Origin of the sequence: Oceaniferula spumae (assembly GCF_042849255.1) — a bacterium.
Lineage (GTDB): Bacteria > Verrucomicrobiota > Verrucomicrobiia > Verrucomicrobiales > Akkermansiaceae > Oceaniferula > Oceaniferula spumae.
The window spans coordinates 1704077-1727165 of record NZ_AP026866.1 but is presented as its reverse complement, the minus strand read 5'-3'; the positions used below and the strand labels follow the sequence as shown (position 1 = coordinate 1727165).

The following is a 23089-nucleotide window of genomic DNA, read 5'->3' as shown; positions in this document are numbered from 1 at the left end:
AGGGTTATTCAGCGGCTTCTGGGATTTCTTCCTTCCGCTCTTTGAAGCGCTCCTCGGTCAACTGATCGCATTCCTCATCGGTGAGGGTGAACTCAACTGGCACGTCACCGATTTCAATCTCCATCCCATTGGTCAGGGTGATAAACTCTTCACGGCGACCTTTGTATTTAATTCCATTGGTAGAGCCGTTGTCGCGCAGCACGAAGCCGCCCTTCATCCGGTCGATAAAACAATGGTCCTTAGACACCGAGCGGTGCTCGATCGTGATATCATTCGAACTGCTTCGACCGATCATGACGCGCATGCGTTTCATATCAAAACGATATGGTTGCTGGTCCTTATGAGGTTGGCTGACGTTGATTCTAGGCATGGTTGCGGAAGTTAGAGGATGAATTTTTATGAAGGCTGATAAACAATACGTAGCATTCGCGGCGTTCTAGCCAGACAAAGGATATAACGTTCCGAAATATCAATTGATTCTAAAAAAAGTCAGAAATTGAGACATTTATTTCCTTTCCTTTAATGTTGTTCGCCGCCAAACACTATACACATCGTGTTTGAGGCTTTTAGCTCGAAAGGCGTCATTCCCATTATTCCATCCAGACATCCTATGAAAAAATCCCTGTTACTCGCCCTAATGCCCGCATTGATGTGCGGAGCCGTCACCGCCGATCCAAAGGTCAAAACCAAACCAAAGCCTATGAAGGTAGAGGATATTGTGCTCAATAAGGATCTATGGGAAACCAAACTCGCCGACTTTGAAAAGAAGCACGGGGCCAATGGCTTCGAGTATATGTCTGCTCAGAAAAATTCCTTACGCTCGGCTGGCCACGGTTTCACTTTCTTCGGGCAGAAGGCTGGAGAGGTCGTGATTCGTTCAGACGATGGTGTCATCGAGTCCATCTCCATCTCACTCTATAACCGAGGTGATAATGGCAGCATTGGAATGTCAGTGTTCAACTCGAATTACAATGCCGCGATCAACAAACTCAACGAGAAGACAGGCATCAAGCCACGTGATATCAGTAAGCGTGGCACCGTTGAGCTGGCTCGTCAGCTCTGGATGTGGGAAAACTCAGCGATCCTCCTGGAGAAAAGTGTTAGCCGTGACGGCAAGACCCCTGAGTTCATGCGCGTCCGGATGAAAGCAAAAAATGCCAAGTCTGATGGCATGGCCAATCGTTCGTCATTGCGCGACAATGTGGTCAAAGACCGCGCCACAGGGGATGTTTACATCAAGGATGTGCCCATGGTTGACCAAGGTCGGAAGGGATACTGCGCCGTTGCTTCTGCAGCTCGCGTGTATCGTTATTACGGTCTGGAAGTCGATCAGCACGAACTCGCCCAGATCGCCGGAACCGGCCCTAACAGCGGAACATCACTCGGAGAAATGGTCGAGTCTCTCAAAAAGGTCACCCGCCACGTGCACTCCCGTGTGCTGGTGCTTTACGAATATCCTAAAGGCTTGGCCGATAAGAATCCCGATGCTGACACTTCCGGCCAAGAATACGATCGCATGATCAAAAACTACAACAACGGGCTCAAGGAGGTCGTTCGCGATATCAAGAAATACAACAGGATCGCCGAAAAACAGGGGAAAAAGACCTTTGCCGATGATTTTGAAAAAGGTGTCGTGAATCCACAGCAGTTCGCACGTGAGTGTGATAAAGACATCTACCGTGAGGTGATGACTGCGAAGTCCAGCTACTCGCGTTTCAATAACAAGATCAAGGAATACATCGATCAAGGTTTGCCCGTCGGCTGGTGTCTCCAACTGGGGATGTTCAAAGAAGGCAACCTGCCTCAGAGCTTTGGTGGTCACATGCGTCTGATCATTGGTTACAATGAAAAAACCGAGGAACTCATCTACACTGACTCTTGGGGTGCTGGTCACGGGATGAAACGCATGCCAGCGGGCAACGCATTCTGCATGTCGAACGCTCTGCTCGCGCTTCCGCCTACCAAGTAAGACAGTGTTAATACTTTCAGCGCGGCAGTTCATTCTGCCGCGTTTTTTTTATGGCTGGAACTTGGCTGGGCAATCAAAGAAATCCGCGTTCTCAAGCGTTCCATTTGAGATGAAGTGGAATTTTCTAATCATAGCGATCCTTTCCGTGGTTCAAGGGAGCTTGCTTGCATGGAACGAGTGGCTCCAATGGCGAGATTTTGAATCGATGAAAACCAGCCCCGACGGAACCACATACTTGACGAAAGTGAGCTACGTCGGATCTTGGCCGACGATGGTGGCCTTGATCATTTCCCTCGTCATCACCTCTTTCTGCCTGCGTCAGTTTTTCAGACTTAATTCCATTATGCCGATACACGGGCGGAAACTCAGAATCCTCACTAGACCATGATGGTAGATTGTTACCGATGGAATATGAAACTGACAGAGTGATTGTGGTGGGTGCCGGTGTCATCGGTCTTTGCTCGGCTTACAGTCTGCTGAAGGCTGGCCGACCCGTGACCGTCATTGATCGCGACGCTGAAACCAAGACCAGTTGCTCCTACGGCAATGCCGGTATGGTGGTGCCCAGTCATTTCATTCCATTGGCCGCTCCGGGTATGATTTCCAAAGGTCTGAAATGGCTCGCGAACCCAGAAGGCCCGTTCTACATCCGTCCTCGTCTCAGCCCGTCTCTGGCGCGCTGGTGCAAACTTTTCGCCAGCCACGCTACTGCTAAACACGTCGATGCGAGCTGCGAGCTGATCCGTGATTTGAATGTGGAAAGTCGCAGGCTTTTTGTCGACATGGCCAAGGAGGCTGGCATCGAACTCACCGAAAAAGGTCTGCTGATGCTTTGTAATTCTGACAAAGGTCTCGATGAGGAAGCGGAAGTCGCGGAGATGGCGAACCGGCTTGGAGTTGGTGCCGAAGTCTGTGATCCGGCGCGATTGAAGGAACTCGACAGCGGTATCCAAATGGAGGTCAAAGGTGGCGTATGGTTTAAAAACGATTGCCACATGGACCCGGCCGCCTTTGTCACTGGACTGCGCGCCAAGGTGAAGGAAATGGGCGCTGAATTTGTCGAGGGTGTCGAAGTAACCGGCCTGAGCAAACGTGGCGGTGGTGTTGTAAAACTTGATGGCGTCGAGACGCCTCCAGGTCAGCACATTGTGTTAGCGTGTGGCGCATGGACCGGAGAGCAGATGAAGTCCCTCGGACATCGCATGCCGATGCAGGCAGGAAAAGGATACTCGCTGACGATGAAAAATCCACGCGAGCTTCCGAAGCTTTGTTCGATTTTATGCGAAGCCAAAGTCGCCGTTACCCCGATGGGTGAACGACTGCGCTTCGGCGGAACGATGGAGATCTGCGGTAATGACCTCTCGGTAAACCCACGACGAGTGAAGGGGATTATTAAATCTGTTAGTAACTATTTTCCGAACTACCAAGAAAGCGATTTCGATGGCATCGAGCCGTGGGCCGGTCTTCGTCCCTGCTCGCCAGACGGCTTGCCATACATCGGACGAGTCACAGGTTATTCCAATCTAACAGTTGCCAGTGGTCACTCAATGATGGGGCTTAGCATGGGGCCGGTGACGGGTCGGTTAGTCGCTGAAATTCTGGGTTCTGACAGTCCTTGCATGGACATCAGAAAATTGGATCCATTGCGCTTTGATTAATCCTTATCGCGTCGATCTCGGTAAGCTTTCGGTGTTAGGCCCGTGGTTTGCTTGAATTGGCGAGTGAACGCTGACTGATCCGAGTAGCCGCAGTCGAGTGCGATGGTAGAGATGCTTTTTCCTGTGGTAGTCAGCATGTGGCAAGCTGCGTCAATGCGTGCCCTAGTGATGCATTGCCCCGCTGACATCTGATAGAGTGCACGGATTCTTTGATCCAGCTGATAGACCGAGAGCCCGGCCATCTCAGCCAGCTCGGGTAATCGCAGCGGCTGGTCGATGTTTTCCCTGATATGACTCAGGACTTTGGAAATAGTGGTCAGACCGTCTCCGTGTTGCAGGGAGGAGTGAAGATCACGCGAGATGCCTGAAACCCCAATGATCATTTTTTTACTGTCCAGAATCGGCTCCTTGTAGGTGAGACACCAGCCTTCGCGACCACCTGGATAAAGGTGCAGCTCTAACTGACCGTTGATGCTGCGAGCGGTTTTCAAGACTTGCTGATCTTGCTGAGCGTAGGCGGTTCCCAGTGGAGCGGGGAAAATCTGATCAGCTGTTTTGCCAATCAAATCGTTCTTTGAGAAATGGCCACAGCGTTGAATCAAGGTCTTGTTAGCCGCCACATAGCGGCCTAGGTGATCCTTGATGAAAAAAGCGATATCAGGCACCTGATCGAAGAGCTGCTCCGCGAGTAGCGGGCGGTCGAGCCGACGGAAAAAGGCCTCGCGGATTTCATCGGCTGGATTCATTTTTCTGCTGTGCTGATTGGTTGGTCGGGTCTGCGGATTTCCACAAGACCCACATGCTATAGTGACCCCTGAAAATGAGCAATACCGAACATAGGAAGCTGAACGTGATCGACTCCCACACAGGAGGCGAGCCCACGCGTGTTGTTGTTGGCTGGCCCGAGGACGTCACCGGACTCGACACCGGTTCTCTCATGGAGCGACGCGGCCTGTTAGCTGAACGCTATGACTGGATTCGTAGTGCGTGTATTAACGAACCCCGTGGCCATGATGCCATGGTAGGAGCTCTGCTCTGCCAACCGGTCAATCAGGACTGCGTCGCCGGAGTGATTTTTTTCAACAATGTCGGTTATCTCAACGGCTGTGTGCATGGAACCATTGGTCTCGCTGTCACTCTGTTACACATGGGGCGCATTGGTCTAGGCAAACACCTCATCGAAACGCCGGTGGGCATCGTCGAGGTAGACATCGCCGCCGAGGGCGCGGTGACTGTGACTAACGTGCCGAGCTATCGACACCTTCACTCAGCTGAGGTAAACGTCCCTGGCTATGGCGTAATTACCGGTGACGTTGCTTGGGGCGGGAACTGGTTTTTCCTCACTCAGGCAGACGACTTTGATTTCGCTCCTGAGGTGAAATCCGATAACATTCCTGAACTCACCACCTACAGCGCGGCTATCGTCCAAGCGTTGGCTGATCAAGGCATCACTGGGGCCGATGGCGGTGTGATCGATCATGTTGAGGTTTTCGGCGCGCCCACATCGGGTGTGTCTGACAGCCGTAGTTTTGTACTTTGTCCTGGCCTGCAATACGACCGCTCTCCTTGTGGCACCGGCACCAGCGCGAAGCTCGCCTGCCTCCATGCCGATGGCAAACTCAAGCCTGGCCAGACATGGCGACAGGCTTCTATTCTGGACACTGTTTTCACATGTCAGGTGGAAGAGCTTGAAAACGGGCGAATCACGCCGATTATCTCTGGCACTGCTTTTGTCAATTGCGAGGCATCGCTGCTTATCCAAGATCACGATCCCTTTCGCTATGGCATCCGCCCGGCCCTGCAAATGAATCACTAAACCAATTTCCAAACTCTAACAAAATATAATAATCATGACACTCCAAGGAACATCCATCATCGGCTCCGGTCGCGGCCAAGGCAGCGAATCCGCAGGCAACAGCATCAACCCAGCCACTAACGAAGCACTCGAGCCGACTTACATGGCGGCCACCAGTGAAGAACTTGAGCAGGCTGTTAGTCTGGCCAGCGAAGCTTTCAAGACCTACCGCCACACCAGTGGTGCCGATAAAGCCCAGTTCCTGCGCAGCATCGCCGAGAACATTGAAGCATCGATCGAGGAACTCGTCGCCCGCATGCCACTCGAAACTGGCCTGCCGGAAATGCGCGTCCGTGGTGAGGCCGGCCGGACCTGTGGTCAGCTTCGTTTGTTTGCTGGTCTCGTCGAAGAAGGATCTTGGGTAGACGCTCGCATCGATCGCGCCCAGCCAGAACGCCAGCCGCTTCCGAAGGTGGACACCCGTAGCATGCTGCGTCCGCTCGGACCGGTAGCCGTCTTCGCTGCATCCAATTTCCCACTGGCATTCTCCACCGCCGGTGGCGACACCGCCTCCGCTCTGGCCGCCGGTTGTCCGGTGATTGTCAAAGCTCATTCATCTCACAGTGGCACCGCAGAAATCGTCGGTCTCGCCATTCAAAAAGCTGTAGCCGACTGCAATCTGCCTGATGGCGTGTTCTCCCTCGTTTACGGAGGTGGCCGTACCATCGGGCAGGCACTGGTGAAGCACCCTGTGATCAAAGCCGTCGGCTTCACTGGTTCCTACGCCGGTGGTCGCGCTTTAATGGACCTCGCCGCTGCGCGTGACGAGCCTATCCCAGTTTACGCCGAAATGAGCGCCATCAACCCGGTCGTCATTCTTCCCGGTGCGGCCGAAGAGCGCGGAGCACAAATTGCCCAAGGTTTGCATGGCTCCATGACTCTCGGTGTCGGTCAGTTCTGCACCAACCCGGGCCTGATTTTCGTGCATGAAGACCACGCTGATGTCATCGCCAGCGAAACCGCCAAGCTCGTAGAAACCAGCGCCAGCAGTGCCATGCTCAACAGCGGTATCTGTGATGCCTACTGTGGCGGTCTCGCAGCTCTGGAAAACAACAGCGGAGTCAAGCAGCTTGCCAAGGCCACTGCCGGTGAAGGATCTAACCAAGCCGTCGCGGCATTGTTCCAAACCGACGTTCAGACATTTCTCACATCGGAAGATCTCACCCACGAAGTCTTCGGCCCTGCCAGCATCATCGTCACCTACAAGGACGAGGCTGATATGCTCAAGGCAATCGCATCCCTCGACGGTCAGCTCACCGCAAGTGTGCATGGCACCGATGAGGAGCTGACGTCTAACAAATGTCTGGCCGCGATCATGGAAGACCGCGCCGGTCGTCTCGTCTACAACGGTTTCCCAACAGGCGTTGAAGTATGTTCTAGCATGGTGCACGGCGGCCCGTTCCCAGCCACCTCGGACGGTCGTAGCACCTCCGTGGGCTCCATGGCGATCTATCGCTTCACCCGTGCCGTCTGCTGGCAAGACTGCCCAGAAGCACTGCTCCCTGCGGAACTCCAGGATGGAAACCCATTGGGCATCCAGCGCAGCGAAGTATAAGGGCAGTGCAACCAGTCCCAGCGGGACGAAAGAAACTAGCGCGGGGTGCAAACCCCGGGTCTAGACATCGGTCTGCACATCAAACCCCGGAGGGGTGACAGAAGGTCGGTGATTGATAAAGGTCTGAGCCCCTTCTGCCGTCCCTCCAGGACTTGATGGTAATTGCGACTAAATTCCCGGGGTTTGCACCCCGCGCTAGTCTCTGGCACTCCTACGGAGTTGCGAAAAAGCCAGTCTCCACAGAGGTGAAGACTGGCTTTATAATTGAATCTCCAGGCTTAGGCGTCTTTGCCTTCCCAGGAGTTCCACCAGTTGCGGAACAGGGCATGTTGGGCCTCGATGTGGGCCTTTTGTGCGGGGCTTAGCTGATCGTCGGCATAGATCTGGTATTTGTAAGCATCGTGACCTTCGAGCACCATGAGGTGTTTGTAGTAAAGCACCAGATCAGGTGTTTCATCAAAGGTGTTCAGCACATTCATCGCCTCCGTGAGTTCCTTGGCGTAGACGCGCGCCATGGCATCTCCGGCAGCAGCGCGCTGGCAGAGGTCGACCATTTTAAGAACTTCTTTAGGCAGGGCATTACCCACACCGGTGATCGCTCCACCTGCACCGCAATTGACAAATCCATGGTATGCCTGGGTATCGACGCCCACCATCAGAGTCAGCTTGTCATTGCCCGTGGTGATGTATTCAGCCGCATACGTTAGCGAAGCCGGACCACCAAACTCCTTGAATCCAACCAGCTGAGGGTATTTCTCATGCAGCTTGAAAAAGAGATCCGCCTTGGTCTCGAAACCATAATAAGGTGAGTTATAAATCACCGCCGGAAGATTAGGTCCACCAGCTTCAAGGATGGCGGTAAAGTGATTGAGCTGGGCAGCGGGGGAAGCACCGCGTGAGAGCACACGAGGAATCACCATCAATCCGTGCGCCCCACAATCACGCGCATGAGCGGCATGGGCAGCGGCGATTTTGGTATTCTGAGCGCCAGTTCCGACGATCACCTTGATACCGGCATCGACTAGTGCCTTCACTCCGGTCTGGCGTTGCTCGTCAGTGAGCAGTGGCCAATCGCCCATCGATCCGCAATAAACAACAGAGTCCATGCCTGCGGCGATGAGCTCCTTAGCTGTAGCAACGAGGGCCTCGAAATCCGGGTTCCCCTCGGCATCGCAGGGGGTCATCAGAGCGGGAATAGTTCCAGAGAAAATGTTGTCCATGCGATGCATAATAACAGCACCGTCTTGGCGGATTCAACGGCACAAGCTGGTTTTTGGGGATAAAGGTATGCAGCGTATGGTTATTTACTTATTGTGGAATATCATCCGACTACGCATGATGCGGGTATGATTCGATGGATGATTGTTCTCGGGTGTTTGATCGGAGGCGCAAATGCGATTGCGCAGAATTCCGGACAACAAGAAGATCAGGAGAAAAAGCCTAACGACGTAGCTAAGAAAATTTACTCGGATGAGGTGATTCAATTTCCATTACCAGAAGGGGCGAAGGTTAGCCCTATTCCAAGTGAAAATACCCATATCATCTACACCGATGATGGGAACGGAATTTACTATATTCGAAGAGTCGGTGTTGCCGAAAACCCAGCCTTTTCAAAGAAACGCGCGGAGAACTCACATGCAGACCTTATGAAAAAGTTAGGTGTCGCGGTAAAAGACGGAGACAGTAAGGTGACGATAGGAAAAGTGTCTAAAATTTTCGAGCGCTCGGTCGAAAATCAAATTCATTTTCTCATCACCTACGATGCGAGTGTAATTTCTGATGAGGGCAATGGGTCGGCCTTGACGACCATGGGCTACGGGAATCACGGTGGCCACGCACTCTGGTATTTTCACACCGGACCGGATGCTGAAAAACATCCGTCAGAGATTTTATCGTTCCTAAAGACGATCACATGGAAAAAGCAAAAGCCAAAACCGGGGCCATAAGATGAAGGCGTTTCAACGCTGAGTATTCTTTGTTCAGTTTTGATAATCCAATGCAGATTTGTGATTGAGGATATCAAACAGTTCGACTGAAAACGGGTGCCAGGGTTTTCAAACTTGATCAATACGCACTACCGCCCGCGATGCTCGATTCAATCGGGTGCCAGGTGGTTTTGATCTCCTGGGTCGCGAGGATGGGGTAGGGGGATTCGGTGGTGGCCGGGTCTTGTTTGCAGAAGACGATGCGTTTCAGGTTACTGGTCGCGGCCTCACGGAGTGAGGATTTTTCCTCGTCGCTTAGGTCGGAGGCGACCACGGCATTGACGTCCATGTGGGTGCTGATGACCGGCAGGAGTTCTGTGCGGTTACCCGTCAGGATGTTGATTACGCCACTTGGTAAATCAGAGGTCGCGAGGACTTCAGCCAGGGTAATCGAGCAGAGCGGTTTCGATTCTGAGGCGAGAACCACGCAGCTGTTGCCTCCGGTGATGATGGGGAGAATGGTTACTAACAGACCGAGTAGGGACGATTTTTCAGGCGCGATGGCGGCGACGACTCCGGTGGGTTCATACACGGAGAAGTTAAAGTGAGAGCTGGCGACCGGGTTCACCGAGGAGAATGTCTGCTGATACTTGTCACACCATCCGGCGTAGTAAATGCATCGTTCGACAGCGGCTGCCACTTCCTTGCGTGCGGCCGCGGGTGTTGCCCCTTGGCGTTGTATTTCGTCTTCGAACTGGGCGCGTCGGCCTTCTAACATTTCTGCAATGCGGTAAAGGATCTGGCTGCGGTTGAATGGATCTCGTGGTGCCCATTTACCGAGTGCTCCACGGGCTGCGACTACGGCATTGCGGAAATCCTTGCGGGAGCTTTGGCAGATGTTGCCGAGTTTTTTGCCGCCTTTGCCCTCGGGACTGTAGTAGCGGCCCGACTCCGTGCGCGGGAATTGGCCGCCGATGTAGAGTTTGTATGTTTTCAAAACTTCGATTCTTTCCATGGTGGTGGGTTGTTTTGTTTTTTGACCGCGAAATACGCTAAATACGCGAAAGTTTGCTTGGGTTGATGCCTGCGGCGCTGGACCGCGAATCTTGCGAATTTGGCGAATGGTTTTTACAGATCGGTGTGTGTTAGATTTCCAGATTAAGATACGCTCCCAGCCCATGCAGGCCGCCTTCTCGGCCGTAGCCGCTTTCTTTGAAGCCGCCGAAGGGGGAGGTGGGGTCGAATTTGTTGAAGGTGTTGCCCCAGACGACGCCTGCTTGCAGATTGGTGGTGATCTGGAACATGCGTGCTCCCTTGTCGGTCCAGACTCCGGCGGAGAGGCCGTAGGGGGTGTTGTTGGCTTTTTCGATGACCTCTGGCACGGTGCGGAATGTCTGCACGGCGAGCACTGGGCCGAAGATTTCCTCCTGCGCGATGATCGATGATTGAGCCACGTTGGTGAACACGGTGGGCGGGCACCAGTTGCCTTTCTCTGGCAGCGAACACGATGGCTGATACATCTCCGCGCCATCTTTGACGCCTGCTTTGATGTAGCGCTGGATGGTTTTTAACTGGCCCTTGGAGTTGATCGCTCCGACGTCGGTGTTCTTATCCAGTGGGTCACCGACGATGAGGGTGTCCATGCGGCGTTTGAGCTTCCACATCACTTCATCAAAGACATTTTCCTGCACAAACAGACGGGAGCCGGCGCAGCAGACATGGCCTTGGTTGAAATAGATCCCATTGACGATGCCTTCCACGGCCTGATCGATGGCTGCGTCTTCGAGGATGATATTGGCGGCCTTCCCCCCGAGCTCCAGAGTCAGCTTCTTCTCCGTGTGAGCTACCGATTTCTGGATCAGCTTTCCAACTGCAGTGGAGCCGGTGAAGGCGACCTTGTTGACGTCTGGGTGATTAACAATGGCAGCACCGGTTTCTCCGGCGCCGGTGACGATATTGACCACGCCGTCCGGTAGTCCGGCGTCAGCAATGAGTTCGGCAAGTTTGAGGGCTGTTAGGGGTGTGGTTTCTGCTGGCTTTAAGACGACTGTGTTACCTGTCGCCAGTGCGGGAGCTAATTTCCACGCAGCCATCAGGAAGGGGAAGTTCCATGGGATGACCTGTCCGGCGACTCCGAGGGAAGTGACTTTCTGGTTGGGGAATGCGTAGTCTAACTTATCGGCCCAACCGGCGTAGTAGAAGAAATGGTTAGCGGCCAAGGGGATGTCGACATCGCGTGATTCACGGATCGGTTTGCCACCGTCCATGGTTTCGATGATGGCAAACTCGCGTGCGCGCTCTTGGATCAAGCGGGCGATGCGGTAGATGTATTTGCCCCGCTCGCGTCCGCTCATTTTACCCCAAGCTCCATTGTAGGCAGCACGGGCGGCTTTGACGGCGGCGTCGACATCGGCTTCCGATCCTTCGGCGACTTCGGAAAGTTTCTTGCCGGTGGCTGGGTTGGTGGTGCTGAAGTATTTTGTGTTTGAAGGCGCAGTCCACTTTCCACCGATGAAGTGATCGTAGCGCTTGGAGATGTTGACCGGCGTGGACTCCGGCGCAGCGGCGTAGCTCCAGTCTGGGGATGATTTTTTCTTGGGCATGATAAAAATGGATTAGTCTTTGGAAAAATATTGAGCGGCCTGGTAGTGACCGCTTTCGAGTTTGGCCACTTGCATCAGCACATCATTCGCCAGGCTGCTGGCACCAAAGCGGAACCATTGGTTGTCCAGCCATTCCTGACCGAGGGTTTCCTTCACCATGACGAGGTAGTGCAGCGCGAGCTTGGATTTGGAAATGCCACCGGCAGGTTTCATGCCGACCATTTGACCCGTTTTGAAATAGTGATCGCGAATGGCTAACAGCATGACCAGAGTTACCGGAATCGTGGCGGCGGAGGCGATTTTTCCTGTGGAAGTCTTGATGAAATCAGCACCGGCGTGGATGGCGATGTCACTGGCTCGTCTCACATGATCGAGAGTAGCCAGTTCACCCGTTTCTAGGATGACTTTCAATCGGGCTTTACCGCAGGCGTCTTTCACAGCGGCGATTTCATCGAAGACGTAATTGTAGTCACCGGAGAGAAAACGGCCGCGCGAGATCACCATATCGATTTCATCAGCGCCATCACCCACGGCGGTTTTGGTTTCCTCAAGTTTCTGATCCAGCGTGGCATGGCCCGACGGGAAATAGGTGGCGACAGAGGCAATTTTCACGGGTGACCGATCCCCAAGTGCCTCACGCGCAACTTTCACAAATGGGGAGTAAACACAAACCGCTGCAGTGGTCGGGAGGCCAGGGATGGAATCGTGAAGATGTTCTGATTTATAACAAAGCTGGCGAACTTTGTTAGGGGTGTCGGCACCTTCAAGAGTAGTGAGATCGATCATATTCAGCACCATGTCCAAGCCCGCGCGTTTGGATTCGTTTTTGATGCTGCGAGTGGTAAAGCGGGCAGCGCGCTCGGCAATGCCGACATGATCGACCGGAGGAGATTGGCTGAAATCGTAGCGACCCGATGAGGCTGCATTTTTAGTTTTCATGATGGATGAAAGTGTGGGCGGTTATTCAAAAAAATCCGAGTCGTTATCGTGCCCTGATTTGATTTTAAATGAAAGGGGGAAGTGATCGCTATAAGTTTGGCGCCACGGGGCAAACATCTCTTTGTTTCCGAGCAATCCACCACCAGGTTTATAAACCTCAGCCTTTGGTTCTAGCAGAAGTGCTTGAGCTGAGCGATTGACCATGACGTGATCGATCAAGCTGTTGAGTTTATTATTCATACGGGTAAATTCCATCGTAGGCAAAGTCAGGTTGATGTACCCTTTGAACTTCATATGCTCAGCCATCGCTGGGCTGGTTAGGGCTTTTCCTTCTTCGTCTTCACGTTCGGGGTTTTCATTAAAGTCACCGAGAATGATCACCGATGGTTCTGAGACGGCATGCTTGGCGAGATCCATAGCGATGCCGAACTCGATCAAAGTCATGGCAATCAGGTGGTTCTCATCATGCTCCTGCCCAGAGGCGAGATGAATGTTCACTAACACAAAATCGATTCCCGGGCTGCCGTCTTCACGAACTTCCTCGAAGTAGCCGATCATGGGTTTGCGTGCGAAGAGTTCTTTTCCGGCCAGCACCTGATCGACCATCGACATCTCGAAAACTTTGACGAGTCGCACACGTTTCTGGTTCCACAAGAACCCGACAAACATATTGCGCTCATCCTCCTCCTCGGGAACTACGTTAGTATAAGGTAGGAAATACGACCAGTTGGCGCCCTCTTGTAAAATGTTCAGTTCAGCGGTGATTTGATCCAAGGGTTTGTTCAGGGACCTGTGTCGGCGTTGATGCGTGATGGCGACTTCTTGCAGCGCAATGATATCCGACTTCAAGTTCGTGTGAATAAACTTGGCGATGTTTTTTAACTGTTCAGGTGTGCGACGCGGTAATTCATCACGTCGCAATGGCTGAGAGTAGCGACCAAATCCACCGAACCCGCCGCCAAATCCTCTGCCCGGAGATCCAAGGTGTTCGATGTTCCAAGTTGTTACCACCATCGGTTCATCTGCACGGCAGATATTGAACGCCATCGTGATAATTGCGGTGAGAATTGTTAGTTTGGAAATGTTTCGAGTCATGGTGTTAGGAAATGTTCATACGGTTAGTGTTCCGGCTGAGACTAGGTGGGGAGGATGTTTCATTTTGTAGAAACTAGAACTTTTTCAATCCGTTGCTCAATGTCAGGCCCCTGTCTTTGGGCATGTAATCTGATTTGTGTGATGACTTTCCGCCGCAATTCATCATCAGCTATAGCCATAGCTAGCTTTGCGCCTTCTCCCAGATTGTTGCTGTAGACCCTGTTCGCGATGTTGAACAACACGTTGTCTTTTTCTTTTTGAATAAACTGTCCCGTGATCACCGCATTTCCAAATTCGACGAGTTTTTCGCGGTATAAGTTTTTTAAACACATCTGCACATATTGATTTTTGAGATCTGCATCCGTGACCGATTCCAAGAGACGGACCGCTACTTGTTGGTCTTCGAAAACGGCATAGGTGAAAAATTCTTTTTCGTAGTCTTGTGTATTCTCCTTACCAGCATGTTCCTTTTTCAATTCCTGAACGATTGCCCAAAAGCTTTCAGGGTTCGCTTGTGCGAGACGGTCGAATACATGTTTATCCGTCGACTGACGATTCCATGTCTCATCAGCCAACGCTTGATAATCACGCCATGCCTTCACGGCGTCGTTATGCCCAACTCCAATGACGGCACTACTTAGATACGCATCTTTCAGTGACCCACGGTTGAGTTGACTGTGATACTTTTTCCATTTCTCAGAGTCATTGATTCCTAAGCGGATGGCAAAAGCTATCATCATGCTGTTAGCATGCGGTCCAGTAGGGTCTAATGAAGTCAACCATGCAAACCCAGCGTCAGGGTCTTGATCGGCGAATGCATAGGCTAATTCCAACCTCAAGCATGCTGGATCCGGGTCAGAATCCTTCATGGCTTCCACTTGCCTGAGTAGCTCTGCGAGCTTAGTTTGTTCCTTCTCGGTTTGTGCCGTGTGAGATGAGGTTCGTGTCGGCCGAGCAGTTCGGGCCATGGCTCGTGCGCCAGAGGCATTGTTTTCTTGTGAGTCACCACCGCTGGCGTAGTTCGAAGATATGGCATGTGTCCAGAAACCGAGACCAAATCCGGCTATCAGGGTGACGACTGGAGTCACTAGCGAAATCTTTCTCACCTTCTTCATATGATCACTTTAGACATCATGGCATTCGTCACCAGCAGGATTTTCCAAATAACTAAACGGTCTCTGCTTCGTGTCTCTTTCGCATGTTTTGTTAGCATCTGGTTTTGACCTGTTTCGCTGTCAGCATCCCCGAGATTGCCATGTTCTGTGGGTGTGCTAGGTTGGCTGCATGATGAAATATGCTGCAATCTTAATACTCGTATTCACCCTGCCTGTCATGGCTGGGAAAGTGACTTTTGATGAAAAGTATTCCGTGGTGTTCCCTGACGGATGGAAAAAGCCGGACCAAGCTCGCAAGGATGCCTTGGTTTATCAGGAAACGGAAAAAGGAGACGCTTCGTTTGCCGTGGCTAAACTCGCGCTTCCAGAAAACGCTAAAGCTGATCTCAAAGGCACGCTCAACAGCATGATTGAGGGTTTCAAGAAAAGCATGAAAGTGGTCGGTGATCCGGCGATGAAAGAGGGAGCCATCGATGGTAAAAAAGCACAGTTCGCCTCTGTGATCGTGGAGGCTGATGGTCAAAAAATGGGCTTCTACCTAGTGGCGATTGATGCAAAGGATCGAGTGTTTATTTTACAAGCCACATTGCCCGCTGGGGCTTCAGACAAATCACGCGAGGACTGCATGAAACTTATTCAGTCGTTTAAAGAGGAGTAGCCCTTGGCTACGGGCTGGTGAGCCAGGCTTCCGCCTTGTCTTCCTCATGCGACTCCCATGCTTTGATTTCCAAGCCTGGGAAGAGTTTGCCCTCTAGTTCGCTGACTCTTCTGACCCATTCTTGATCCGCTAGCACGGCTGCACGTTTGAACTTTGGGATGATTTTGAATAACTGGGGGATCATCGAGAATTCCACGGCCAAGGCTCCAATCGATGGGAATTTGAGATTTTTAATTCGATACAGCATCAGGCCATTCTCGATGTGGCCGGTCTTGGCGAGAAGTTCTGTTAGAATGCTACGCATCTCCTCTTTCTCGATTTTTCCATCGAGCTCGATGTCGATTCGATGAGGGGCTGTAAGTGTAGTTTTAAACATACTACACCCTTCGCATGGGCTGTTGCGGGTGCAAGTTTTTATCCAGATAGCCATCTGGTTAGGTAGTGTGCGTTCTGCAAGAAGCTCTCGAAAATAGAGTGTCTTATATCACGACTTCAACGTTCCGGTCAGACTGATGTTTCCAAGATCCGCCCAGCTACCGCAGCGGTGAATTCAAGCTCGGACATGTCTTGGGAACTGAAGACCCGAGCTTCGTTTGTGCTAGCGCCGACAGCACTGGTGTGAACGCAGGTGATGACGCCTGCCAGTTCACCTTTGGAGACGACGGGAACCACCATCATGGCATCGGTCTGAATGCTAAGCTGCTGATCGAGACGCGAACTGTGCTGCGGATTCGACTGAATGTTGTTTTCGCAAAACGGCTGGCCTGAGGCATAGACCATACTCATCAATCCCTCTTCAAGGGGGTGACTGTAACTACCGATGAATGTTTCCGAGTGCGGACCGAAACCGATAACCGGGTGCAAGTGGTCAGTGTCGGCGAGCCAGAGAGCAGAATCCGTACAATGGACAACGCCACAGCAGCGTCTGAGCACCTCAAGGAGGAGTGAGCTGGTGGCGTCGTCGATTTCAGGGGGCATGTGAGTAAGGGCGAATTATGCGTCGTTGCTGAGTAATCCGGCAAGAGTCTTCATGGCGTTTTCGTTGGCTAGGATCTCACGTGAGATGCTGCGGCCTTCGTCTTCGCCGAGTTTACCAGAAGCCAGGTTCTCCAGTTTGCCGTGGAGCTCTGGAGTGACGATATCGGTGGAGCGACCTGATACCTCGGGAGCGAAGGCAGACAGGAATTCGGAGATGGTGGTGAAATCGTTGTTTGAGTCTTTGTTCATGGTATGCAGGTTGGTTTGTTCTCCCATCTGACGCCTGTCTGGGAGGTCTATGCAGTTTTTTCGATTTTTATTTGAATAAGTTGAAGCGGCATTACGTCCCCATCGCCCCGACCAGAAATCCGGTGGAGGAGCGGCATAAACTGAGGAAATCCTCCCATTCCAGCTCCAGCCATGGATCGGCGGCTTTGATTTCGGCCATGGTTTCTTCTTTGATGGTGACCATGACGGAGGTAATCGCCCGGCTGACCTTGGACTGACTCCAGCCAAATAATGTGCCCACGGTGTCTTGCCGGACTCCGTGAACGACCACAAGACGCATCAGCAACAGATATAAGGGGTCACATTTACTGAAGGAGTGAACCAAGGCATCGCGCAAGAGGTTCACCAGCTGGTCCTCGTCGGGCTGGCTGGCATGGTCATCTCCAGCGAGGAGATCAAATTCATCGGTCGGCGCGGAGTCGAGGTTTCGGTTAGGTAGCTGACCTTGGAATTTGGCGTGGCGTTTGTAATCAATCAGCCGGTTGATGGCGGCCCGGGTTAGAAATGCACGGAGTTTGCCCTTGCCGTTGTATTTTTCAAGCAGAGGAGGTTTGCCCGTCTTACCGCCAAAGCAATCGGCGATTAAGTCCGCAGTGATATCCGATGCCTCGCTACGGCTGGCACCGCGCTTAACCAGCACGGCTTCCAGCCAGCTGATGGTATCCTTGCTGCCTATCTGCGCGCAGGCGGCGGCATCTCCTGAGAGAGCCGCCGTGACGAGATTGCTATCGTTAATATGTTCAGTCATGCGGATGAATCCGAGTGTGTTATCCGATGTTAGGGGCCTGTGGTCTGTCCGCCACCGGTGAAAATGCCATCGCCAGTATCGATCTGGCCGTCATCTCCGCCAGTAGTGTCCTGACCGTCATTCCCGTCAGTGATGTCTTCTTGGAACGGTCTGTCATGAATGTCGCGGGCCGTGTTCCGGTCTGAGATGGCGCGTGAGCCTGGGTGGCGATCAACTTGGTTTTCGCTGACGAGAATGCCTCTGCGTTTGAGTTTTTCTTGGGCTGCCACAGCATCGGCAATGTGCCGCTGCGCTTCAGGGGCAAGGGGGCCGAACACTTTATTGCCAGCGAGCAGGGAGGTGCTCAAAAGACGTTTCAGATCCACATCCACGGGGCGGGTGATGATTTCCCCGTCGGGGCGCATGACGATCATTTTTCCGGCAGGAACCTTGACCTTTTGACCACGACGGAAAAAGCCACCTTTGCGTCCTCCTTTTTGCCCGAGGTTCAGCGAAACGGTGCCTTCCAAGGTGATGAGCTTTACCCACTTGCCTTGATTGTATTCCATCAGGATGGTGGTGCCGGTGATAGCAGCGGTGACGGTGGCGGTGCGGATGGTGGCGCCACCGGCGCTTTTAGGAACTTGGAGTAAAATGGAACCTTGGTTGAGATTGATGTCACGGCTGCCTTTACGGAAGGTGAAGGCCGAGTTGGCTCCCAGTCGGGTGACGGTACGATCTTGGAAAGTGAGTTCTGCACGCGAGCGGCGTCCGGTCTGGACGGATGTGTGGCCGCGCACTGTATCACCGAGTTTGGCTTGGCGGGATTTATCGGGCTGGTGCAGGCGCACGTCATTGACGCGGGTGGTAACTTTGGCCGATTGGAGAGTTTCGGCTGAAACGCTACCGCCGATCGCGATGCTGGCCGCGCACAGGCTGGTGAGGAGTGAAAATTTAGTCATAACTTGGTGGTTGTTGGTGCGTTATTCAGGGGCTACTGGTTTGACGGATGGCGTGCGAGTTTATGCAGTAATGGGAGGATTAAAACTTAACCGTGAGGCCGACTCCGAGACCGCCTTGGAGTGTTGAGTAGTCAGCGGCCCCTGCGGCGAGGTTAGAATCGTTTTCAGCATAGAGCAGCGAGGCGTGCAGTCGGGTAGATTCACTCAACTGCCAGTAAATCTCAGTTCCCACGACGTGGTTGAGATCTTCTCGTCCACCTTGATCATAATCATACAGGGACAGATGATAGAAAAACACCGCTCTGATATCATCGGTGATCTGATAGGTGTAGCCTAGGTGGGCGCTGTATTCGTCTCGCTCTAATCGACTCGGGCTGGTGCTGAGATCGTGAGCGTAATCAAATGCCACGTAGGCGGTGTGTTTTGGGGTGCTAAGAAAAACCTTATGCGCTCCCACTCTCACTCGGTGGGCATTGTAAATGCCGTCGCTGAGTGACCCAGAGGTGACGCGTGCGTATTCGTAGCGGGCGAAAAACAAGACATCGAAGAATTCCGGCACGATTTTCACTAGTCCAAGACGCGCATCGGTCCGTTCGAAGTCGAGGCTGCTGGGAGAATCATAACGATAGATCGATTGGTTCAGAGTGACATCCGCGAACAGGTTGTCTCCGATCCGAGGTTTCCATGAGAGCGCGGCCCGTGTTTTCCAGATGGTGCCGTCATTTTCATTGGTCGAGGCGCTGGCGACGTTATCCGTCCAGAAGAGATGGGTGGAAATGTCGAAGCGAAGTGGTGCGTTGCCCTCGTAGCGTTTGAGAATTAACTGATCGCCGAGATCGGTATCGGCAGGGCTTTCCGGGGCGAAACGCTTCTGTTGATCCAGGTTTTGGTCACTGTATTCATCAGGATCGAAGCCGTCTCCGAGAAAGCGTTCAATGGGCGAAAGCGCGTCGACCGCCAAGGCTGTGGCGGCACTGGCTGTGATAGACGCAGCAATGAAAGCGGCGGGTAGCCGGAGGGTGGATTTTGGCAGAAGGGTGGTTTTTCGCATGGCGGAATGGTTGTTGTCGTGGTTACATCTGGGTAACGTACGTTAGCCTAGGGCACACTTGCAGCGGATGACAAGCAAACAGACAAGCAAACACACAAAGGCTGACACCGCAAGTGGAGGATCATGGTGGTCGGATCGTTGGGATGGTGACGCCCGAAAACGGCTTCTAGCATGTCTGCTCTGTGGCCTGATTGCGGCAGGATCGTGGTGGGCACCAGGAACAGGCACGTTTCTGCGAAAAATGGAACGGATGCTGCGGGATTCCATTGCAGCCAATGACATGCGTCTGGCTCCCAGAGAGGACTTTGTTTTTCTAGGGATCGATAACGCCAGCCTGACTCTCGATGGGTTGGATCCAAAGGTGATAGAACAAAACCCTACGCTTACCAAAATGGCGCAGGGCTGGCCGTTGGATCGAAGCGTTTACGGGGAAGCGATAGATCGTCTCGCTGCTGCCGGAGCCAAACTGATTATTGTGGATCTCGTGTTCCCGATGGCTGCGAGCGATGAGGAAGATGATGCCTTTGCTGCTGCGATTGCCCGACATCGAGATAAGGTGGTTCTGGCCTCCGCTTTTATGGGGCAGGCGGAAGGGAATGAGAAAACGGTGACGCAGGTGGTGGAACCTACAGAGAAACTGTTAGGGCCTCTGGAAAATGAAACCCCGTCCGGATTCGTCAACTATTGGCCGCACCCTGATGATCGAATCGTGCGTGAGGTGGAATTTAGTAAAACTCTGAGTGAGGCCAATAATCAGCCGAGGCATCCTGACGACCATGTTTTTGTCGCGATGGCAGTGGCCGCAGCACGGCAGTTAGGGAAAGATCCAGAGCCAGAGGGGAAACGCGCACGGTTTCGAATGGCACGTTTCAAGGGCAAGAATGTAGACGAGGTCTATGAACCGCAGAGTATCTATCGAATTTTTGTTAGTGATGATTGGAAACACAAATACAAGCAGGGGCAATACTTCCAAGACAAGGTGGTGATCATCGGGCCAGCTGCCCCCACATTTCAAGACGCCCATGACACACCCGCAGGAAAGGTATACGGCGCTCAACTTCACCTGCACGTTCTCGGTGCCATTCTCGAGGATGCCTGGTATCAAGAGGGGTTGTTAGGTGACGGCAAGGTGTTATGGCTGATGATGTGCTTCCTCGCATTTCTGGTGGCTTGCCCCATTGTTCTGGGCTGGAGCCGCGTTCTGCCACTTTTCCTAGGGCTGCTAGCAGTGGTGGTCATATGGTTGTCAGGATACTTGCTAGCAGGAGATCATACCTACGCGCTCATCGCCGGTGTGCCATGGCTGGTCACCACTTCGTCTGGCATTTTCGGATCAATCATCTGGCAGGCGATGACGGAGCGCGCCAGGAGGCAGCAATTGCATAGGCATTTGCAACGTTCGATGTCTCCGGATGTGGCAGATGCCATCGTCAAAGCACCCGAAGGATATTATACTGCTGCGTCAGGAAATCGTAAACAGGTGACGGTTCTGTTCGCAGATGTCCGCGGATTCACTGAGCGCTCAGAACTCCAGGACGCCGGTGAATTGGTTAGTCAGCTCAACGAATATTTGGGTAAAATGGTGGAGGTCATTTTTGCCCACGGTGGCACGGTGGATAAGTTTATCGGCGATGCGATCATGGCGACATGGGGTGGTCTCGGTGGCCGACCCGCTGAGCAGTTTGCCGAAGCTGCAGTGACGGCGGCCACGGAGATGTTAGAAGAACTTGCCAAGTTGAATGAAGCTTGGGCGAAGAAGGGTTTGGATCCCTTCAAAATAGGAATAGGCCTCCATCATGGTGAGGCCGTGGTGGGAGAAGTGGGTTCAGAGCAACGCACGGACTTTACCGTCATCGGCGATGCGGTGAATCTAGCGTCGAGGATTGAGGGACTAACAAAAATGATGGGACTGGATCTTCTAGTGTCGTCATCGTTGGTGAATCTCTTGAGTGATACCTCATCATGGCTCAATGTAGGTGAGGTCAGAGTGAAGGGGAGAGGTGCCGGAGTTTCACTTTACACTTACGTCACCGGTGTTCCTGAACAGCGAGAGCTATTTAATGCAGCTTTGGATTTATTCCGAGTAGGGGACTTGTGCACTTCATCAGAGACTCTTGCCAAGATGGATGTGGAGGGCCCGCTTTCAGGTGTTAGGAATTTCTACCTGCAGCAAATCAAGCTCAGCGAAATAGACGCAAAAACGCCGTCCGGATGGGACGGCGTGATTAAGATGGACAGCAAATAGCAGCCCTATAGAGATGGATGATTAATCCGGAAGCGAACCGCCGTTATCGAGAGCCGAACCTTGTCCGGGATGCAGTGGTGGAAGCAGTCCTCCATCGGCGGGCAAGCCGCTTTCTTCGGGAAGAGTGGGGGCCTTGTAATTTTTAGGAGCCACCCAGTTGCTCGTGTTATACACGTATTGCTTTTTGTTCAGGTGGCGTTCCCAAGCAAGTGCACGATCGGCACCTGTGGGCATTTTCTTCAAATCGCCTGGCCTGACCTCGGCGATCGGCATACGCGATGGAATTAGTCCGGAAACGGATTTTACAGATTTTTTGGCGAGGTCAGCAGCACTGAAGTTACTGCATGATGCAAGGATCACACAGGATGTAAGGGTGAGGCTCATGCTTGCGAACTTACGTGGAATGTTCGTCACTTCTTGGGAGTCTCTCATAGGTATTGGGTATCAGTTCTGTGCAGGTTTTGCACGATGTAATTATAAGACAACGTGCGGAGCACGATGTTCAAGGGTTTCTAAGTTATCTGGTTAATGGATATTAAATATATAGATCGATTTATGAAGATGATGGTTGCTGCTTTTACCAGCCTAGACAGCGCACGGATTTTCCATGGTGGTTCCACACATCAGATTCGGTAATCAGCTGTTGGATTAGTTCGATGCCATTGGCCACGGCTGTCTCAATGGGGCGACCTAGGGCAATCTCTGCTGTGATGGCAGATGATAATGCACATCCGGTGCCATGAACGCCTTCGCCAATGCCGGCGTCAGGGTGACTAAAATGATGGGCTCGTCCTTCGTGCCAGAGAACATCAAGTTTGTCGTCTGTGCCAGGTAGGTGTCCGCCTTTGAGAAGACAGGAAGTTTGGAATTTTTCGGAAATTTCGCGGGCAGCGGTTTCGAGCTCCTCAGCGGCGAGAATTTTTCGGCCGAGAAGTAGGGATGCTTCAGGCATGTTCGGGGTTACCAACGTGGTCATTGGAAGTAGTCGACTGGCTAGGGCGATCGATGCGTCGTCTTGAATCAGTGACGGTCCGCTGGACGCTACCATCACTGGGTCAGTGATGATTGGAACACCGACTTGTTTAAGTAGTTCGCAAACTGCGATGATGATAGGCCGAGTAGGCAGCATGCCGGTCTTGATGGCCCCGATTGGATAAGTCTCCAGTAAGATTTTGACTTGGCTCTGAAGCAGCGAAACGGCGACGGTTTCGATCTGTCTGACTTCCAGAGGTGTCTCCGAGACAACGCTTGTGACGGCGGTCAAACCGTGAACGCCGAGACGGTGGAACGTTTTTAAATCCGCCTGGATTCCAGCACCAGCCGAGCAATCAGACCCAGCAATCGACAAAGCGACGGCCTTGGAATTTGCGTGAGGTGAAGGATCTGAAGTCATAGAGGATTGGACGAAATGAATGCGCGGATCGAGATAAACGCTACATCAGCTTCTGCGATGTGCATGCGGTTTT

The 23089-nt window shown here is 52.6% G+C and carries 23 protein-coding genes; 7 read left to right on the top strand and 16 right to left on the bottom strand.

The window, feature by feature from the left end:
- Positions 1–4: 4 nt before the first annotated feature.
- On the bottom strand, positions 5–370 hold the full coding sequence (locus ACSPJT_RS07255) for an FHA domain-containing protein (protein ID WP_435895703.1): 366 nt from the start codon (positions 368–370) through the stop codon (positions 5–7).
- Positions 371–610: 240 nt separating this feature from the next.
- On the opposite strand from ACSPJT_RS07255, the gene ACSPJT_RS07250 reads away from it, so the two are divergent.
- Both ACSPJT_RS07250 and ACSPJT_RS07245 read left to right on the top strand, forming a co-directional pair.
- The gene (locus ACSPJT_RS07250; RefSeq protein ID WP_435895702.1) at positions 611–1969 is read left to right on the top strand and encodes a C39 family peptidase; all 1359 of its coding nucleotides are present in this window, start codon (positions 611–613) and stop codon (positions 1967–1969) included.
- A gap of 404 nt (positions 1970–2373) precedes the next feature.
- Complete coding sequence (locus tag ACSPJT_RS07245) at positions 2374–3627, top strand: NAD(P)/FAD-dependent oxidoreductase (protein ID WP_435895701.1); 1254 nt, start codon at positions 2374–2376, stop codon at positions 3625–3627.
- Here the strand turns inward: ACSPJT_RS07245 and ACSPJT_RS07240 are convergent.
- Positions 3624–4373, bottom strand: coding sequence for a helix-turn-helix domain-containing protein (locus ACSPJT_RS07240; protein WP_435895700.1), 750 nt, complete (start codon positions 4371–4373; stop codon positions 3624–3626). The two genes, ACSPJT_RS07245 and ACSPJT_RS07240, sit on opposite strands and share 4 nt — an antisense overlap.
- A 74-nt stretch (positions 4374–4447) precedes the next feature.
- Between ACSPJT_RS07240 and ACSPJT_RS07235 the strand changes: the two genes are divergently transcribed.
- Positions 4448–5443 (top strand): proline racemase family protein, encoded by a 996-nt coding sequence (locus ACSPJT_RS07235; RefSeq protein WP_435895699.1) that lies wholly within the window; start codon positions 4448–4450, stop codon positions 5441–5443.
- A gap of 34 nt (positions 5444–5477) precedes the next feature.
- Positions 5478–7037, top strand: a complete 1560-nt coding sequence (locus tag ACSPJT_RS07230; RefSeq protein WP_435895698.1) for an aldehyde dehydrogenase (NADP(+)) — start codon at positions 5478–5480, stop codon at positions 7035–7037.
- Positions 7038–7315: 278 nt separating this feature from the next.
- Here the strand turns inward: ACSPJT_RS07230 and ACSPJT_RS07225 are convergent, their stop codons facing one another.
- On the bottom strand, positions 7316–8257 hold the full coding sequence (locus ACSPJT_RS07225) for a dihydrodipicolinate synthase family protein (protein ID WP_435895697.1): 942 nt from the start codon (positions 8255–8257) through the stop codon (positions 7316–7318).
- 138 nt (positions 8258–8395) lie between these two features.
- Between ACSPJT_RS07225 and ACSPJT_RS07220 the strand changes: the two genes are divergently transcribed.
- The gene (locus ACSPJT_RS07220) at positions 8396–8983 is read left to right on the top strand and encodes a hypothetical protein (protein WP_435895696.1); all 588 of its coding nucleotides are present in this window, start codon (positions 8396–8398) and stop codon (positions 8981–8983) included.
- Between the two features lie 118 nt (positions 8984–9101).
- On the opposite strand, the gene ACSPJT_RS07215 is transcribed toward ACSPJT_RS07220, so the two are convergent.
- From ACSPJT_RS07215 to ACSPJT_RS07195, 5 genes are all read right to left on the bottom strand, one after another.
- Complete coding sequence (locus ACSPJT_RS07215) at positions 9102–9977, bottom strand: aldehyde dehydrogenase family protein (RefSeq protein WP_435895695.1); 876 nt, start codon at positions 9975–9977, stop codon at positions 9102–9104.
- Positions 9978–10107: 130 nt separating this feature from the next.
- Positions 10108–11565 (bottom strand): aldehyde dehydrogenase family protein, encoded by a 1458-nt coding sequence (locus ACSPJT_RS07210; protein ID WP_435895694.1) that lies wholly within the window; start codon positions 11563–11565, stop codon positions 10108–10110.
- 12 nt (positions 11566–11577) lie between these two features.
- Positions 11578–12504 carry a deoxyribose-phosphate aldolase gene (deoC, locus tag ACSPJT_RS07205; protein WP_435895693.1) on the bottom strand — a complete coding sequence of 309 codons (927 nt, stop codon included), beginning with the start codon at positions 12502–12504 and terminating at the stop codon, positions 11578–11580.
- Positions 12505–12525: 21 nt separating this feature from the next.
- The gene (locus tag ACSPJT_RS07200) at positions 12526–13599 is read right to left on the bottom strand and encodes an endonuclease/exonuclease/phosphatase family protein (RefSeq protein ID WP_435895692.1); all 1074 of its coding nucleotides are present in this window, start codon (positions 13597–13599) and stop codon (positions 12526–12528) included.
- 59 nt (positions 13600–13658) lie between these two features.
- Positions 13659–14687, bottom strand: a complete 1029-nt coding sequence (locus tag ACSPJT_RS07195; RefSeq protein WP_435895691.1) for a hypothetical protein — start codon at positions 14685–14687, stop codon at positions 13659–13661.
- A 196-nt stretch (positions 14688–14883) separates the two neighbouring features.
- Here ACSPJT_RS07195 and ACSPJT_RS07190 point away from each other — a divergent pair, with 196 nt between their 5' ends.
- Positions 14884–15372, top strand: coding sequence for a hypothetical protein (locus ACSPJT_RS07190; RefSeq protein ID WP_435895690.1), 489 nt, complete (start codon positions 14884–14886; stop codon positions 15370–15372).
- Between the two features lie 7 nt (positions 15373–15379).
- Here ACSPJT_RS07190 and ACSPJT_RS07185 read toward each other — a convergent pair whose 3' ends face one another.
- The 6 genes from ACSPJT_RS07185 to ACSPJT_RS07160 all read right to left on the bottom strand — a co-directional run bounded on the left by ACSPJT_RS07185 (position 15380) and on the right by ACSPJT_RS07160 (position 19378).
- On the bottom strand, positions 15380–15748 hold the full coding sequence (locus tag ACSPJT_RS07185) for an STAS/SEC14 domain-containing protein (protein WP_435895689.1): 369 nt from the start codon (positions 15746–15748) through the stop codon (positions 15380–15382).
- A 128-nt stretch (positions 15749–15876) separates the two neighbouring features.
- Positions 15877–16350, bottom strand: coding sequence for a GAF domain-containing protein (locus ACSPJT_RS07180; RefSeq protein WP_435895688.1), 474 nt, complete (start codon positions 16348–16350; stop codon positions 15877–15879).
- A gap of 15 nt (positions 16351–16365) precedes the next feature.
- The gene (locus ACSPJT_RS07175; protein ID WP_435895687.1) at positions 16366–16599 is read right to left on the bottom strand and encodes a hypothetical protein; all 234 of its coding nucleotides are present in this window, start codon (positions 16597–16599) and stop codon (positions 16366–16368) included.
- A 91-nt stretch (positions 16600–16690) separates the two neighbouring features.
- Positions 16691–17386 carry an RNA polymerase sigma factor gene (locus ACSPJT_RS07170; protein WP_435895686.1) on the bottom strand — a complete coding sequence of 232 codons (696 nt, stop codon included), beginning with the start codon at positions 17384–17386 and terminating at the stop codon, positions 16691–16693.
- A 29-nt stretch (positions 17387–17415) separates the two neighbouring features.
- The gene (locus ACSPJT_RS07165; protein ID WP_435895685.1) at positions 17416–18327 is read right to left on the bottom strand and encodes a FecR domain-containing protein; all 912 of its coding nucleotides are present in this window, start codon (positions 18325–18327) and stop codon (positions 17416–17418) included.
- A 79-nt stretch (positions 18328–18406) separates the two neighbouring features.
- A complete protein-coding gene (locus ACSPJT_RS07160) occupies positions 18407–19378 on the bottom strand; it encodes a hypothetical protein (protein ID WP_435895684.1) in 972 nt (323 codons plus the stop codon).
- A gap of 67 nt (positions 19379–19445) precedes the next feature.
- On the opposite strand from ACSPJT_RS07160, the gene ACSPJT_RS07155 reads away from it, so the two are divergent.
- The gene (locus ACSPJT_RS07155; protein WP_435895683.1) at positions 19446–21623 is read left to right on the top strand and encodes a CHASE2 domain-containing protein; all 2178 of its coding nucleotides are present in this window, start codon (positions 19446–19448) and stop codon (positions 21621–21623) included.
- A gap of 21 nt (positions 21624–21644) precedes the next feature.
- Here ACSPJT_RS07155 and ACSPJT_RS07150 read toward each other — a convergent pair whose 3' ends face one another.
- On the bottom strand, positions 21645–22055 hold the full coding sequence (locus tag ACSPJT_RS07150; protein ID WP_435895682.1) for a hypothetical protein: 411 nt from the start codon (positions 22053–22055) through the stop codon (positions 21645–21647).
- A gap of 145 nt (positions 22056–22200) precedes the next feature.
- Positions 22201–23016 carry a bifunctional hydroxymethylpyrimidine kinase/phosphomethylpyrimidine kinase gene (gene thiD, locus ACSPJT_RS07145; RefSeq protein ID WP_435895681.1) on the bottom strand — a complete coding sequence of 272 codons (816 nt, stop codon included), beginning with the start codon at positions 23014–23016 and terminating at the stop codon, positions 22201–22203.
- Between the last annotated feature and the right edge of the window lie 73 nt (positions 23017–23089).